Source organism: Streptomyces sp. GbtcB7, from assembly GCF_019091445.1.
Classification (GTDB): Bacteria; Actinomycetota; Actinomycetes; order Streptomycetales; family Streptomycetaceae; genus Streptomyces; species Streptomyces mirabilis.
The window spans coordinates 65,499-79,985 of sequence record NZ_JAGXJM010000030.1; the positions used below are offsets into that span (position 1 = coordinate 65,499).

Consider the following 14,487-nt stretch of genomic DNA (forward strand, 5'->3'; position numbering starts at 1 on the left):
CGCCTCCCTCCAGGAAGACATGACCTCGCCCCGCACCGCTCTGTCCGCCTTCGCCACCAGCCTCGCCGACCGCCTGCCGGGCATCTGGACCAGCGATTATCAGCGCCACGCGCGGTACGCGGACCAGTTCCCCCGTACCGAGCAGCTCTGGGACGCCGGACACGTCGACTATGTCGTCAGCCAGTACGTCCTCACCCACGACGCCGTGCTTCACGGGCCAGCCAACCAGCGGCTGTACGTGACCGACCGGCCCCTCTACCCGCACCAGTTCGTCGTCGCGCCGCTCGCCCCCGTCGGCACGCACATCAAGCCGCACCACTTCGTCGCGGTCGAGGAACCCAATGGCATCGCTGTTCCCAAGGATCCTGCTCGGGCGGCGGCGCGAGTCGTCCGGCGGCTCCTGCCCCGCTACGAGCAGGCCCTTCAGGCAGTGCTCACCAACGCAGCGGACCATCCCGAGCCTCCGTACTGGCCCGCCCCGCCACAGGTCGACCAGGTCCTCACCCTGACCCTGTACAGCGACGGAGCCCTCGGCGCACCGTACGACAGCGTGCCGGTGGACGCCCGCATGACGCTGTACGCCCACGGCTTCCAGTACCACCCACACCAAGCGGCGTTCCTCCTGCCCACCGCATACGGGGACAGCGGTCGCGCCCTTCGCGTCCACGGCGTGGTCCAGCAGCTCACGGCCAAGGGCATCGGCGTGAACCTCCGCCACTCGGCGCCCACCACCAGCGCGGCCCTACCGCCGGCATCACCGAAGACCGCCCCAACGGCCGCCCGTACGCGCTGATTCCTTCCGCCCTGCAGATGCTTGGAGCCTCCATCCGCACCGCTCGCCGTACCCTGCCGCTGTTCGTCGGCGCCGCCTGCCTCGCCCTGGCTCTCACCGGCTGCGCCGGCGAAGACGGCCCCTCCCAGGCCCGGCAGACGCCCAGCGCCAGCACCGCCCCGAAGCCCGTGCCCGCTCTCAGCACCGCTCAAGCCCGCGACGTCATCACCCGCTATTCGAAGATCAACAACGAGGCCAACATCGACCGGAACCGGCGCCTGCTCGACACAGTCGAGGACGGACCGCTGTACGCGATGTCCGTCTCGGACTACACCGAGGCTGAAGGGCCCCCCGCGGCGGACCGCAAGCCGTACAAGCCGTGGTCCTACGACTCCGCGGGCGCCAAGCTGTACATCCCGCGCCTGGGAGCCGGACAGGACCGCTGGTTCGCCGCCGCGCTCTCGGACCAGAAGGGCAAGGCCCCCTCGCGGCTGGCCGTGTTCGCCGAACGCTCCCAGCACAAGCGCTGGGAGATGGTCTCCGTCGTCGACCTCGACAGCCCGGAACTGCCGGACATCGCCCTCGACCACGACGGTTACGCGACGGCCATCGCCGCCGACGGCAACAAGCACCTAGCCGCCGACGCCGACCTGCTGCGCACCGCGATCCTCGACAACGTCAGGAGAACCCCGCCCCTTGCAACCCGGCACCCACTTCGCCTTCGGCGACCACGAGGAACACGGCTTCGTCGCCTCCTCCACCTCCGCCATGCCCGCGCACCTCGCCCATTGGTACCTGGAGCGCGAGCAGTTCGAGCCCGTCCCCGGTGAACCAGGGCTGTACCGGCTCAGCGAGCCCGAGCGCGACGGTCCCCGCCGGACCCGCCAGGCCGTCCACGATCTTCGTCGCAAGGGCTACACCGTGCAGGCCGACATTCGCCTCGACCCGGCCGTCTCCGCCAGCCCGCCGCGCCCGGTCCGGCCGAACGGACTCCCGGAGCGCCGTAGCCGCCTTGCGCAGGCCGCCGCCGGCCGAACGACGCAGCGTCGCGCCACACCACCCACCACATCCCCGCCCGCAGCCCGGCCGATCCCGCCGAAGCCCACCTACGCACCGACCGTCCACCTGACGGCCTCGGGCGGCGGGCGGTCCCGATGACGCCAGCCCCCGACGGCCCCCTGCCGCTGGCACCCGAACTTGCCAACGCCGCCCGCGACTTCCGGCTGCGGATGGCGGTCATCGACCGCGAAACCGAGACCGCGCTCGACACGACACGCGACCGCTACGGCCGCACCGTCCACGCAAGCGCCGCAGCAGCCGCCCGAGCCCACCGCGACAAGACGGCGATCGAGGCGTACACCACCCACCTCGCCCCGCACGCCGACGCTCTGCTCGATGCCGCCCGCCGCGCTCTCGACGAGCTGCCTCCCGCCCGGCACCTGGCCGGGTGGCGGGCCGTGCTGGATGGCCTGGCCGCCTCCACCGCCGAGATCCGCCGGGCACTCGACCGGCCGGCCGCCCCCGGCTCCGCAGCCGAGCGCGCCCAGCACGCGGCCTTGTGGCCCTACCTCGCCGCCTGGGCGGATCACAGTGTCATCGCCAGCAACCTCGCCGACCAGCGCGATGGCCAGCACCACAAGGCCCCGCTGACCGAAGAGGAACAGCGGATGTGGACCGAGAAGGCCCAGGCCGCGCACAGGCGAGGCGACCTGGAGCTGACCGAGTCGTGGTACGCCGCCGACGGGCAGCCGATCACCCTCGCCCACCTGGTCGAGGACGGCGACTCGACACTGGTCGCCCTTCGAGGCGACCCGGATACCGCGGGCTGGCAGGTGATCGGGCACTACGCCCACGAGTACGAGGCAGGGAAGGTACTGCCGGCACCGGTCCCGCCCGGTGTGCTGCACGCCGATGTCTCCCGGTTCACCCGGCCCGAGCCCGCCCCCGAGATCTCGCTGCAGGAACTCACCCGGGACGTCGTCGAGGCCCAGCACGCCAGCGACGCCTCCAACGCCCTCCTCAGCGCCACCCAGCGCGGCTACGACGCAGGGCCGATGGCCCGCCTCCAGGAACTCCTCGAAACCAGCGGCCAGTTCGCCAGCGCTCTGGAGACCGTGCAGGGTCGCCAGATCGCCGCCCGCCTCTCGGCGCTGAGCCGGCAGATCGAGTTCCTCACCCGCGAAGTCGAAGAGGCGGCGGAGGACCTCGGCGCGACCGTCGCCGTCCTGCCCCCGCACCGCACCCCCGTGCTGCGCGTCCGCCCGCGCCCCGCCGTGGACACCACACCACCCACGCCGCCGCCCCGCGCGAGCACGCCCGCCCGCCACCGGTGAGCACCGAGAAAGCACCCGTTGTCCCTGACCGCACCCCCGGGCCCCAGCACCGCGCATCACCTACGGCGCGGTGCTGGGCAGCCCGTACGTCGCCCGCCTCCTCGGCGGCACCCTCACCGGCCGACTCCCCAACGGCATGGCGCCCGTCGCCATCCTCCTATGGGCCACCGCGAGCGGCAGCAGCATCGCCTTCGGCGGACTGCTCAGCGCCCTGTACGGGCTGTCGTCCGCGATAGCCCAACCGGTCAAGGGACGCCTCATGGACCGCCACGGCCAGAACGCGGTGCACCTTCCGGCAGCCCTGCTCAACTCGGCCCTCCTGGTGGCCCTGCCCCTGGCCGAGCCGTACGGCGGACCGGGTCTCGCTACGGCCATCGTCGTCGGCGGAGGTCTGGCCACGCCGCCCTTGGAAGCCGGGCTGCGGGCACTGTGGCCGAGCGTGCTGCTGTGACGAAGATTGCTAGTTGACATCGGGCGACGTTCGTGACCTGCACTGATGCCAACCAGCTTCCGCGGCCGGAAGCACAGAATCAGTGAGATAGTTGGCACTTTGGTACAGCGCAGGTCACCGTACCTGCGGCGACCGCGCCTCCGACATCGTTGTCGAAAGCGCGGCCTGCCCGAGGCGCGGCCCTACGGGATGCAGCACGCCCCGAGGGGACACCGGATGCCGGAGAGTGTGGTCGGCCTACGGCGTGTAGTGGGCGTCACTGCCGTACAGCTCCCTGGTGAACGCGGAGACATCGGCGCTGCGATCGGCGCCGTCGAGGTTGTACGTCAGATAGACGCCGTACCCCTCACTGACCGTGCGGCGGGCGAGGGCGGCGGCCGTGCTTTGTGAGGTTCCGCCGATCTCGACGGCCGCCGGCGACAGCTTCGACTTGGGCAGTGCGATGCCGGGGACCTGCCAGGAGCCGTAGTACGGGTTCCAGGCGTAGTCGAACTTGGACGAGACGTCGACGCCGCCGTAGGACAGGCGCGACGCGGCCGGACCGATGTTGTAGAGGCTGATGATCTTGTCCGGCATGTTGGCGCGCAGTGCCGACACCAGGTACACGAACGAGCTGGCGTTGGGCTGGCCGGTGCCGTTGTTGCCGTAATCGGCGTACTCGTCGTCGAAGTCGATGCCGTCGAGGCCGTATTTGGCCACGGTGTCCGACAGTTGTTTCGCGAACGTCGAAGCCGCCTGCCGGGACGGGAAGTTGGCGAAGCCCGCGCCCTGGTGGTTGCCGAGCACCGAGAGGACGACCTTGATGCCCTTCTGCTGCAACGGCCGTATCTGCGTGGCGGCGTTGTCGAGGACGCGTTGCACGTTCTCGTTGAAGTACAGGGTCGCCGCCTTCGTGCCCGTGTCGTAGTTGATGTTCGCCGCGAAGATCACTGCGACGTCGAAGACGTTGCCGCCGCCGTTGGCGAGGGTGTACTTGCCGACGTTCAGCATGCTGTTGTTGTTCACCTCGACGTACGCCACCGAGGTTGGTCCCTGTTTCGCGGGAGCGGGGGCCGCTGCCGCGCCGGTCGTGGCGGTCGCGCCTAAGGCGAGGGCTGTAATGGCCGAGAGCGCGAGCGTGGCCGTCCGTATTCTGCTCCGCACCAGAGTGAACATAGTTGATCGGTCTCCCATCGCATGGAGCGGCGCCCGACCTGTTCGCGAGCGCCGAGAAAGCCCCCCGGATCTTTCCGTTCCCGTGACCGAACCCCCAGAACCATGCGGGAACTCTTCACGACTCCCACGCACGCACGTCGCACCGTAACCCTGGGCCCCGGCAAGGGAGTTACTAGAACGCTGCGCTGCCGCGCCGGCCCAGGCCGGCGACCAACAGAACCCATGGAGATCGGCATCGACGCGATCACCGCCAGCGCGGACGAACCAGGCATGCACGCCGCGGATCCGCAGCACTGGAGCAATCGGTCAGCCGCTCCTCTCCAGCAAACCTCAGGTTCCGCTCCTCGCGGATCAAACGTCTGACCGGTCAACCATCCCTCTTTTGTGCCAACCAAGAATCCTCGTCACAGCTGCCCGACCCCCGGCTGCGACACGCCGCGCTCGCCCTCGACACCGGCACCCAGGGCCTGCTGTACATCGTCGGCCCCCTGCTCGTGGCCACGCTCGCCTCCTCGTGCAACCCCGACGCCGCGCTCGCCGTCACCGCCGCCCTCAGCCTGGCCGGCACGGCCGCGGTCGCCCTCGCCCCGCCGTCGCGGCGCTGGCGACCCGAGCGGTTCGAGGGCCAGGACGCGAACCAGGCCCACCAGTTGGCCATCCCCGCCGTGCTGCTGCTGTTCGTCTCCCTCACCGGTATCGGGTTCGCGATCGGCGCCATGAACGTGTGGTCGATCGCCCTGGCCGAGCACCACCACCAGGACATGCTCTCGGGCATCATCCCCGCCACGTTCTCCACCGGCAGCTTCGTCGGCGGACTCATCTACGGACGCCGCACCTGGTCGAGCACCACCAAGCGCCTGATCATCTCCACAGCCGCGTTCTTGGCCGGGTGGCTCCCGCTCCTGACTCGGCCGGGTTCGCGGCCACCGCCGCGGTCGCCGTGCCCGGTGCGTTCCTGACAGTCGTGGTCGCCTGTGCCTACGTGAGCACGGACGCTCTCACCCCGGCGGGCCGAACCAGCGAGGCGTACGCGTGGCTGATCCTGTCGATCGGCGTCGGACAGTCCGCCGGTACCGCCCTGGCCGGACGCTTCGCCGAGCAGCCGCTCGCCAGCGCGGCGCTCCCCGCCGCCGGTGCGGCCTTCACTTTCGCCGTCCTTCTCGCCGCGCACCGACAGCTCCGCCCCGCCGGACAGCTGCTGCGCGGCCAACACCGCCGCCCGCTCCGAGGCCGGCGCAAGACGCCCTGATCAGGGCGCAACCCCACCACCTTCCAACCCCTTTGAGGAGACCGACTTATGGCCGTGCGTACGCAGTGGACCGTGGAGCACGCCTGCTCCCACCGTGTGGATCACGACCTGTCCAATCGCCCTGCCGACAAGCGGGCAGGCTTTGCCCGTTGGCTCGCGTCGAAGGACTGCACCGACTGTTGGAAGGCGGCGCGCGATGCCGACTCCGAGTCCAAGGAGGAATGGCTCGCGGCCAAGCGCGCCGAGGAGAAGCAGGCAGCCGTCGCGTGGGCCAAGCAGTTCGACATGCCGGAGCTGGAGGGTCCGGAGAAGGCCCTGGACTGGGGCGAGCGCTCCCGCCACCAGCTGATGACGGCCGCGCACACCGCGCTTGTCATCGAGGGCACTTGGGACGATGCGGACTGGGCGGAGCTGGAAGAGAAGGCCCGGGTCATCACCCGTGTTGGATGGTGGATCGACCAGCGCGACGCCGACGGCACTGACCTGCTCGAACTCCTCGACGCGGCCAGTGAGGCGGACCGCGGGACGGAGAACCCGTTCCGCTGACGGCGGGGCAACATAGTCGGGAAACGCCGGTTAGCCAAACCGGCGTTCCTCCGGACTATTGATGCTCCCACCCCGCCAGCAATCGCGCGGAAGGAACTCATGTCCCAGCCCCCGCCCACCTCAGCGTTCGCACCGACGCCCGACCCGCTCACCACCGACCGGGACATCACCCACGCCCACTTCCGGGCCGGTGACACCGTCGTCGTCCTGAAGGGGTGGCCGGCGGAGAACTGTGGGGCGACGCGATGCGCGTCGTGGCCCCGTCCTGGCACACCCCGACCGACGAGGACGGGTGGCGCCTGCGGGATGCGACCGGCGGCGCCCAGTCCTACGTCACCGCCCACCCCCGCTACCTCGTGCACCTCTCGCGCCGCTGCCCGGACTGCCTGATCTACCTGCGGGCCATGGAGGACACCCTCCTCGCACGGTTCGCCGACCGCAACGAGCTGATCGACTGCGGCTGGTACACCACCACCGCCCTGGGCCAGCTCGTGCACATCGCCGACATCCGGAGCGGCCGGTGATCCCCCGCCTCCACGAACGCACCCACACGCCGCACGGCCCGTTGGCCGAGGCGCTGGGGCGGCCGGTCTCACCGAACGAGGGCCTGACGGAGCACACGATCGTCGCCCACTGGCCCGGCCTGGATTACTTCACCCTGGACGACGAGCAGAGGATCTGGACGGCTGTCCAGTGGGCCGAGCACCTCGAAGATCTCTACCTGGAGCATCCGTTCGCCGCCAGCCCCGACGACGACCGGCGGGCGATCCTCCACCTCGACATCCGCCTTCACCCGGACGACCGGGAACTGACCGGACCGGAGTAGGCCGAGGTCGCTCAGCGGCTCGCACGGGCCGCCGGCATCGAGATCCCCGGCAAGGAACCTGGCTGCCGGTGGATCGCCGTCCAGGCCCAGCCAGGGCGCCTCGACTTGATCGCCAATCTGATCCACCTCGACGGCGCGTGGCACGCTCCTCCCGCGGACAAACTGCGGCGCCTGGCACAGGAGGCGCGTCGCATCGAACAAGACCTCCACCTGATCCCTGTCCGATCCGCCCCCCCTTCGCGGCCTGCCGTCCGCGCGGCACTCACGGCATCAGCCCAGCTCGCGACCATCCTTACGCAGCTCGCCGACGAACAGGCCGACCCGCTGGCCGCAGTGCGCGGACTCGTCGAGCACACCTCGCACCGGATCGCCCGCCAGCCGGGAGCAGCCAGCACCGATACGGCACACCGCCTGGAGCTGATCGCCCGCCGTCTCCACGCCATCCAGCAGGACCTGGACACCACCGCAACCCGCCTGGTCCAGCCCCGTGCCGTCCCGGCCCCAGCCGCCGTCCGGCACATCGCCCACCGATCGCCGTAGGAGAAACGTCTCCTTGCCCCGCACCGACCGCTTCCTGGACATCCGCCGCGACCCGCACTCCGACGAACTCCTCGCCCGCGGCGGCGACTCCGAGGCGCACAGCATCCTCCAGCGCGCGGGCTTCGTCGCCGTCGTCCGCGTCCACGAGACGTACCACCGTGTCCCCACCGGCATGGCCGAGGACGACGAGTCCCGTCTCGCCGCCGACGCCGTCGCCCGCCTGCGAGCAGCCGGATACCACGTCGACTGCGACGCGGACCTCGATACCGACTCGCGTCCGGCCAGCTACCTGCCGCTGGGGGCCTCCGTCGCGCATCTCGCCGAGCGCCTTCGTGAGGCCACCACCACGGACGAGGCGGCCGATGCGCTGACCGAGCTGACCGCCTCCCACGACGGCATCCTCGCCGCGCTGGAGGAAGTCCTCACCGCCACCGCCGACTTCCACGACGGGCTCGGCCAGGCGGCCGACCCCTACATCGCGCGGCGGCTGCGCTACCTCGCCGACGAGCACCTTCGCGTCGTCCGTACCGACCTCTCTGAGACCCGCAACCAGCTCGCCGACCGGCATGCCCCGCACCCCGGCCGCAGCACCTGCACCGGGGAAGTCCCGTCAGCCGAGCAAGAGCGCTCTGCCGTGTGCGCCTGCCCGCCACCGCCGCGCACCCTCCCGGCCCCGCCGCCCCCGTTGGCCGCCGGACTGCGCCGCTGACTCCCACCTCGCCCAAGGACACCATGCACGACCACGACACCTCCGAGCGCCTCACCTCGTACGCCGACGTCCTCGCCGGCGAACTCCCCGACAGCTGGACCAGCTCCCACCTGCCGGCCGACGCCAAGGACGACCTCGCCAAACTCGCCGACCGCATCTGGGACCTGGACCTGGTCGCCGCCTCTCTCGCCGAGCGCCCCCTGCAGCAGGCCGCCGTCCTGAGCCGACCGGACGGCGCGCAGCTCGTCCTTCTGGACCGGCACGACGAGCGCAACGGCTTCCTCATAGCCGCCATCGCCCCACACTCCCTGCCCGACGAGGCGTACCGCGCCGTCCCCGAGCCCAACGGCATCGCCCTGGCCGATGACCCGTTCCTAAGCGCCGAGCAGATCGCCGCCGACCTGCTCGCACGCTACGACAGCGCCCTCGCCCAGGTCCGCCACAACGCCCTGGGCGGCATCCAGCCCTCCCAGCCGGACCGGGTCGTCCTGACCTGGCAGCCGGACGGCAGCATCGCCACTGCCCCCGCCGACGACCGCTCCGGAGCTGTCCTCATGGCCCACGGCTTCGTCCAGGACCCGCACAGTGGCATCTACCGCCTGAGTGGGGACGACACCCAGGCCCAGGCCCGCGGCCTGCGCGAGATCGGCCCGCGCCTCGACGCGCTCGGCATCGGCACCGCTCTGCAGCATCCCGCAGGCCGGACCGCGCCCATCGCCGCCGCCGCTTCCGTGCCGCCCGTCCCGGCCGGTCCCCGTACGCCGGCCACCCGGTCTCGGTGAAGCAGACGGAGCCCGACTTCTGGGTGCTGGAGTACGTCACCATCACCAAGGACCCACTCACCGACCTGGTCGTCGCCATCGGCGGCACCGAACAGGCGGCAGACATCCTCCAGCGAACCGGCGGCTTCCTCTCCGCTCCCGGACCTCGCGGGGACTATCACCGGCTTCCGCACGGCCTGCCCGTCGAGCAGCAGCGCCTGAAGGCGACCGCAGCCTCGCACGCCCTGCTCGCCGCCGGTCACAGCGTCCACCTCGACCCCACGCTGAACATGCTGGTCGCACCAGACGGTAAACGTGAGGCCGCCCTGCGCTACCTGGCGGGGCTCGCTGAGCGAGCCGCAGCCGCCACAACGAGCAGCGAGGTGGCCGAGGTCCTGACCGAGGTCGCTGCCCTCGTCCACGGGCTGCTGCCCCTCGCCAGAGAGGTCGTCGTCCGCGCCTGGATCGCCGCCAGCGACTTCCCAGGGGCCGCGCCCGCCGGGGAACCCGATCCCATCGCACGGCTCGGAAGCACCGCCACCTCCATGAGCGAGGCCGCGCGCTCCATCCTTCACGCCCGCAACCACGCCGCACGCCCTACACAGCGGCTGGCCACTGCCTCACCACCGCCGAGCCGCGCCCAGCCTGCGGAATCCCGCCGCCGCTGACCCCGGAGAACCACATGGCCAACCTGGCCGACGAATACGGCACGGACGTCGAGATCTACATCAAGGCCCTGACGACCACCATCCACGCCGACACCCCGACCGGCGCCCCCGCCCAGCTCCACGACCTGCTGGAACACCTCGGTCTGGAGCGCCACGCATACCCCACGGACACGCCGCTCTACATCTGGCACACCGTGCCCGAGCACCTCAACGCCGGCGAGCAGAAGCGGCTGGCAAACCGCGCCATCCCCGTCCTGCTCCTGGCCGGGTACGAGGTCAACTGCACGCCCGAAGTCTTCGACGAATCCGCCTACCAGCAGGCCGTGCAGGAGCTGCGCACCCGAGCGGGCCGCCCTGCCGCGCGGCAACAGGCACCGGCCGGCTCCTCCTCGCCTGCAACCCCGGCCAGCCGCACCCAGTAATGCGCCTGGGCGGTCCCGGCAGCGCGCCGGGGCCGCCCACCTCACCATCCGAGACCCGGAGAAACCCGTAGCAACCCGCACACCCCCTCCGATCAGCAACCGGCTCAAGCCCCGACTCGCCACAGCCCACTTCCGCCGCTATCTGCGCGCCTGCATTCCGACCGGCCCCGACCGCACCTCACCGCTGGCCGGCGCCCGCCCGGAGGCCGTCCTCGCCGAGACACAGCGCATCGGGCAGCGCCACCACCACTGACCGTCCACCGCCCCGGAGGAGCATGTCCCACCCCACCCCCTACCCGGTGAGACTGGCCGCCGAGATCACCCGCCAGCTCGGCCAGCTCGCCGACCACCTCTCTCAGCTTCCCCCGCCGCAGGCCGCTCAGGTCATCGCGAGCGTGCTCGACCCGGACAGCGGAGTCCTCGGCGGCGTCACCCACCTCGTCGCCACCGGCAGCGTGTTCGCCAAGCACCAGGCAGAGCGAGGCGCGCTCCCCGCGGAGGTGTGGCTCGCCCTGGGCCGTGCCTCGAACGAACTCGGCGACATCACCCTCGACCTGGACGAACACAAAGACACCCTCCAGCGCGTCGGCGCCCAGCCCGCCACTACGGCGGCGAAGCCCCCCACACCCGCACCGCTCGTCGTCCGGCGCCGCCGATGAAGAAGAAGCAGTGGCAGGGCTGGGGACCGGGCGAGCAGGCCGAGCAGCACTACCTCGTCCAGCCCCGTGCCCTGGCCGGCGGCGGCGACGTCCGGCACGTCTCGGAGTTCCTGCGCGCCTCCGGCTGGCGGGACAAGTCCAAGAAGGGCGGCCCCCTGCACATGGAGAGCCCGGACCGCACCGTCCGCATCGCCTACGACCCCTACGTTCTCCCCGGCGGATGGACCATCCACGGCCGGGCCGACGGGGCGAACGGCGAGTGGTCCGCCCACCTGGGTCGGCAAACGCCGGTGGAGATCGTCGCCGGCCTGACCGACGCCCTCACCCGCCCCCGCTCCGCCCACGCCCCCAACGTCTGGGCCCCGCTGCAGGAGCAGAACTGGCACACGCGCTTCGAGGGCCAGGACTACATGGCGACGAGCCCCGACGGCACCGCGTGGATGCAGTACCGGCAGAGCCCCGACGGGGCGGCGATGTGGTGGACCGGAGCGCAGGACAAGCAGGGCAACGGCTGGACGGCCAACTTCACGCTGAACGCCCCGATGTACCTGGTGCAAGCCTTCTCCACCGAACTCGCCAACCCGGACCCCGTGGTGCGCCCGCGCGGACGCGTGCCGCTGAGCGCGCAGATCCGGACCTGGTCGGTGTCCGTGAAGCCCTACCAGCTCAGCGAGTGGCAGCAAGCCCGCATCACGGCCGCCCGCACCGCCACCTGGGCCCGCAACAGCGCCCGCAGCACCAGGCCGCGCACCAGCGCCCGCCCCTACACCCCGGCCGACGGCGCACGCACCCGCCGCTGACCGCAACAGCCCCGCCCCGAGGAGCCCGATGCCCGCACTCACCCCGGACACCATCCACACCCTGACCGAAACGCTCGCGGACCTCACCGACTACCTGCGCGAGAACCCCGACCCCGCAGAAGCCCTCGCCCTCGTCGAGCCCCTCCTCGACGAGTACACGGGCCTACCCGTCCAACTCGCCGACACGCTGCGTGCCCTCGCCCGCGCCGTGCAGGAGAACCAGGACACGCCGCGCACGGCGAAGGGCGACCTGCTGATCACCGAGCTGCGCACGGCCGCATGGGAACTGGCCGACCAGCACACCCTCCACTACGTGCTGGACGATCTCCGTGACCTGTACGGCAGTTCGCCGACGAGCGAGCAGGGGTGCTGCTGGTGCCCCTGAGCGAACGGCAGCTCGCCGCCTTCGCCGACAAGCACGCCGTGCAGATCCCGTACGACACCAGCCCCCGCCACCTCGCTGGCCCCGGAGACGCCCGCCACGTCACCCACGGTCTGGCCGCCGCCGGATGGAAGGCCGTCTCCGACCCCCTGAGCGCCGAGATCATCCTGGTGAGCCCTGACCTTCGCCACCGGCTCCAGTTCGACCCGCAGTCCCGCACCTCGGCGTGGTGGCGGCTGCGGGCAGAGCCCTCCGGCACCGTGCCGGGCTGGTACGCCGAGTTCGGCGAGCACGTCCCCGCCGAAGTCCTCACTGGCCTCACCGACGCGCTCGTCGCTCAAGCGCCCGCCGAACCAACGAGCCCGCTGTCCGTCCTGGACGCCGCAGGCTGGCTCATCGACGGCCGCGGAATCGCATACAGCGATCCGCCGGGTTGCAAGGTGGAGCGCCTACCCGAGAACGGCGCGGGCACGGTGCCCTGGCGCGAACAGGTGCGAGTCGCCTGGCGTTTCGACGTGCGCGACCACCCCGTCGGCATTGGCAGCCGTGGCACTCACCTCTGGCACGCCGCCTTCCACGGTCATACGCCCGAGCACCTCGTGACCGCCTTCGTCACCGCGCTCACCGACCCCGCACCGTTGCAGCGCGGCATGTTCGACCGCACTGCCACCTACGGCGTGACGCAGAAGCCCAGCCCCCTCACGCCCGAGCAGACGGTCGACGCGCACACCACCCGTGTCAAGGCACTCCGCGCGCAGGCCCGCACCGCACGCCGCCAGCAGACGAATCCCGCGACGGCCCCGGCCCACGCCAGCACCGCGCAGCCGGCCGCTCGCCGCTGAACCGACAGGACTCCTCCTCATCTCCCGAGACGACCACGCACACCGCGACTTCCTGCGCCGCCTCGACCACTACATGCGGGACAGCCAGAAGATCCTCGACGCCTGGGACGCCTACTCCGACGAGCACACCGACCTCGACGGCTGGCCCCACGACGACCACGCCTACGGCATGCGCAAGAGCCAGCGTGACGCCGACACCGCCGAGGCGTTCGAACCGCTCCGCTACGGCGCCCGGCATCTGCTGGCGACGGCCGAGACACAGCTGGCCCAACTGCCGGAGAACACGGTGCAGAGCCACTGGGTCTACCAGCTTGGCGTCCTGCACACAGCCCTCGACCGGCTCGACGTACTGCACGAGCAATGGCTGCGCCCCCGCGATGCCCTGCCCGCCACCGCCAAGCCCGGCACCGCCGACTTCGACGACGCCCTCGCCGAACATCACGCCGAATCGTGGAGCTACCTCGACGACTGGGCCAGCCACGGCAAGGCGCTCCGGGAAATCAGCGCCGCAGCCCGCAGTGCCCCTTCACCCCTGGTTCCCACACCGGCCCTCGCATCCGCCCGGCGAACTGCGGCACGGAAGTGACCATGCCGCCGACTCCCGAGACCGTCGAGGTCGACTTCATCACCCCGCGCCACCTCGCCGGCGGGGGCGATCCCGCCTGGATCACCGTCCCCCTCCACCGCGCCTGCGGATGGAGTCACGGCGACGACCCCCTGATGCCGCGCGTCCTGCTTTCCAGCCCCGATCAGAAGGCCCTCCTGCGCCTGGAGCCCGACCCCGATGACCAGTGGTGGAGCCTGCACCACGCCGCAGAGCCGAACCGGCCCGCCTGGTACGCGAGCTTCGGCGCCCGCACCGCGGTCGAGCTGATCGCCGCAGTCAGCGACGCCCTCACCGATCCGGCCCCAGCGACTGACGCGCCGTGCGACCCGTACGGAGCGCTCCGGCAGGCCGGCTGGTCACCGTACGCCGGTAACGGCCTCGCTTCCCCCGACAAGACTGCGTACGTCGAGCGGCTGGGAACACCGGCTGATCCGGGAGCCTGGTTCGTCACCGTCACCCTCGCCATGCACCAGAAGGTCTGGCAGGCCCGCTTCGGCGCCCACACCCCGCCACACCTCGTCGCCGCGTTCACCGCCGCGCTCGCCGACCCGAAGCCCGTGCACCGCACCGACAGCCGGCGCAGTCTGCCGACCCTCGACCAGGACGTCGTCACCCGCAAGACCACCGACGTGCTCGCCGTGTGCGTCGCCGACGCGCTGGAAGACCGCGTCCACTCCCTCGCTGCCCGGCACACCCCCACGCCGCCGGTCCCGATCCCCTCGCGGCAGGCGCCGCCCAGGCACGGCCGCAGCCGCTGACCCTCAC

At 71.4% G+C, this 14,487-nt stretch carries 21 protein-coding genes and 1 pseudogene; 21 read left to right on the plus strand and 1 reads right to left on the minus strand.

From position 1 onward, the window contains the following. Positions 1-19: 19 nt before the first annotated feature. The 5 genes from KVT44_RS38730 to KVT44_RS38750 all read left to right on the plus strand — a co-directional run bounded on the left by KVT44_RS38730 (position 20) and on the right by KVT44_RS38750 (position 3,556). On the plus strand, positions 20-793 hold the full coding sequence (locus KVT44_RS38730) for a hypothetical protein (RefSeq protein ID WP_217572292.1): 774 nt from the start codon (positions 20-22) through the stop codon (positions 791-793). A 17-nt stretch (positions 794-810) separates the two neighbouring features. After that, positions 811-1,602, plus strand: a complete 792-nt coding sequence (locus tag KVT44_RS58725; protein WP_254650502.1) for a hypothetical protein — start codon at positions 811-813, stop codon at positions 1,600-1,602. After that, positions 1,541-1,930 carry a hypothetical protein gene (locus KVT44_RS38740; RefSeq protein ID WP_254650503.1) on the plus strand — a complete coding sequence of 130 codons (390 nt, stop codon included), beginning with the start codon at positions 1,541-1,543 and terminating at the stop codon, positions 1,928-1,930. Before KVT44_RS58725 ends, KVT44_RS38740 begins: the two co-directional genes overlap by 62 nt. Beyond that, a complete protein-coding gene (locus tag KVT44_RS38745) occupies positions 1,927-3,105 on the plus strand; it encodes a hypothetical protein (RefSeq protein WP_217572296.1) in 1,179 nt (392 codons plus the stop codon). The genes KVT44_RS38740 and KVT44_RS38745 overlap by 4 nt, the downstream gene beginning before the upstream one ends. A 70-nt stretch (positions 3,106-3,175) precedes the next feature. Then, positions 3,176-3,556 (plus strand): hypothetical protein, encoded by a 381-nt coding sequence (locus tag KVT44_RS38750; protein WP_217572298.1) that lies wholly within the window; start codon positions 3,176-3,178, stop codon positions 3,554-3,556. 237 nt (positions 3,557-3,793) lie between these two features. Here the strand turns inward: KVT44_RS38750 and KVT44_RS38755 are convergent, their stop codons facing one another. Continuing rightward, positions 3,794-4,711 carry an endo-beta-N-acetylglucosaminidase H gene (locus tag KVT44_RS38755; protein ID WP_217572300.1) on the minus strand — a complete coding sequence of 306 codons (918 nt, stop codon included), beginning with the start codon at positions 4,709-4,711 and terminating at the stop codon, positions 3,794-3,796. A 425-nt stretch (positions 4,712-5,136) separates the two neighbouring features. Here KVT44_RS38755 and KVT44_RS58730 point away from each other — a divergent pair, with 425 nt between their 5' ends. From KVT44_RS58730 to KVT44_RS38830, 16 genes and pseudogenes are all read left to right on the plus strand, one after another. Further along, positions 5,137-5,670: an MFS transporter gene (locus tag KVT44_RS58730; protein WP_302832160.1), complete on the plus strand. Its 534-nt coding sequence runs from the start codon at positions 5,137-5,139 to the stop codon at positions 5,668-5,670. Between the two features lie 23 nt (positions 5,671-5,693). Continuing rightward, positions 5,694-5,960, plus strand: a complete 267-nt coding sequence (locus KVT44_RS38765) for a hypothetical protein (RefSeq protein ID WP_217572302.1) — start codon at positions 5,694-5,696, stop codon at positions 5,958-5,960. Positions 5,961-6,008: 48 nt separating this feature from the next. Continuing rightward, positions 6,009-6,506 (plus strand): hypothetical protein, encoded by a 498-nt coding sequence (locus tag KVT44_RS38770; RefSeq protein ID WP_217572304.1) that lies wholly within the window; start codon positions 6,009-6,011, stop codon positions 6,504-6,506. A 99-nt stretch (positions 6,507-6,605) separates the two neighbouring features. Next, positions 6,606-7,030: pseudogene (locus KVT44_RS38775) on the plus strand (hypothetical protein). Continuing rightward, complete coding sequence (locus KVT44_RS60700; protein ID WP_308314217.1) at positions 7,027-7,332, plus strand: hypothetical protein; 306 nt, start codon at positions 7,027-7,029, stop codon at positions 7,330-7,332. The pseudogene KVT44_RS38775 and the gene KVT44_RS60700 overlap by 4 nt, the downstream one beginning before the upstream one ends. A 105-nt stretch (positions 7,333-7,437) precedes the next feature. Next, the gene (locus KVT44_RS60705; protein ID WP_308314218.1) at positions 7,438-7,872 is read left to right on the plus strand and encodes a hypothetical protein; all 435 of its coding nucleotides are present in this window, start codon (positions 7,438-7,440) and stop codon (positions 7,870-7,872) included. A 13-nt stretch (positions 7,873-7,885) separates the two neighbouring features. Further along, positions 7,886-8,581: a hypothetical protein gene (locus KVT44_RS38785; RefSeq protein ID WP_217572306.1), complete on the plus strand. Its 696-nt coding sequence runs from the start codon at positions 7,886-7,888 to the stop codon at positions 8,579-8,581. Positions 8,582-8,604: 23 nt separating this feature from the next. Further along, positions 8,605-9,363 carry a hypothetical protein gene (locus KVT44_RS38790; RefSeq protein WP_217572308.1) on the plus strand — a complete coding sequence of 253 codons (759 nt, stop codon included), beginning with the start codon at positions 8,605-8,607 and terminating at the stop codon, positions 9,361-9,363. After that, entirely contained in the window at positions 9,360-10,010 is a 651-nt protein-coding gene (locus KVT44_RS38795; RefSeq protein WP_217572310.1) for a hypothetical protein, read from the plus strand. The genes KVT44_RS38790 and KVT44_RS38795 overlap by 4 nt, the downstream gene beginning before the upstream one ends. 14 nt (positions 10,011-10,024) lie before the next feature. Further along, positions 10,025-10,432 carry a hypothetical protein gene (locus KVT44_RS38800; protein ID WP_217572312.1) on the plus strand — a complete coding sequence of 136 codons (408 nt, stop codon included), beginning with the start codon at positions 10,025-10,027 and terminating at the stop codon, positions 10,430-10,432. Between the two features lie 275 nt (positions 10,433-10,707). Continuing rightward, positions 10,708-11,091, plus strand: a complete 384-nt coding sequence (locus KVT44_RS38805) for a hypothetical protein (protein WP_217572314.1) — start codon at positions 10,708-10,710, stop codon at positions 11,089-11,091. After that, on the plus strand, positions 11,088-11,891 hold the full coding sequence (locus KVT44_RS38810; protein ID WP_217572315.1) for a DUF317 domain-containing protein: 804 nt from the start codon (positions 11,088-11,090) through the stop codon (positions 11,889-11,891). Before KVT44_RS38805 ends, KVT44_RS38810 begins: the two co-directional genes overlap by 4 nt. A 28-nt stretch (positions 11,892-11,919) precedes the next feature. Then, complete coding sequence (locus KVT44_RS38815) at positions 11,920-12,276, plus strand: hypothetical protein (protein ID WP_217572317.1); 357 nt, start codon at positions 11,920-11,922, stop codon at positions 12,274-12,276. Next, positions 12,267-13,115, plus strand: a complete 849-nt coding sequence (locus KVT44_RS38820; RefSeq protein WP_217572319.1) for a DUF317 domain-containing protein — start codon at positions 12,267-12,269, stop codon at positions 13,113-13,115. Before KVT44_RS38815 ends, KVT44_RS38820 begins: the two co-directional genes overlap by 10 nt. Before the next feature lie 73 nt (positions 13,116-13,188). Then, a complete protein-coding gene (locus KVT44_RS38825; protein ID WP_217572321.1) occupies positions 13,189-13,701 on the plus strand; it encodes a hypothetical protein in 513 nt (170 codons plus the stop codon). 2 nt (positions 13,702-13,703) lie between these two features. Beyond that, positions 13,704-14,480, plus strand: coding sequence for a DUF317 domain-containing protein (locus KVT44_RS38830; protein ID WP_217572323.1), 777 nt, complete (start codon positions 13,704-13,706; stop codon positions 14,478-14,480). The last annotated feature ends 7 nt before the right edge of the window (positions 14,481-14,487 follow it).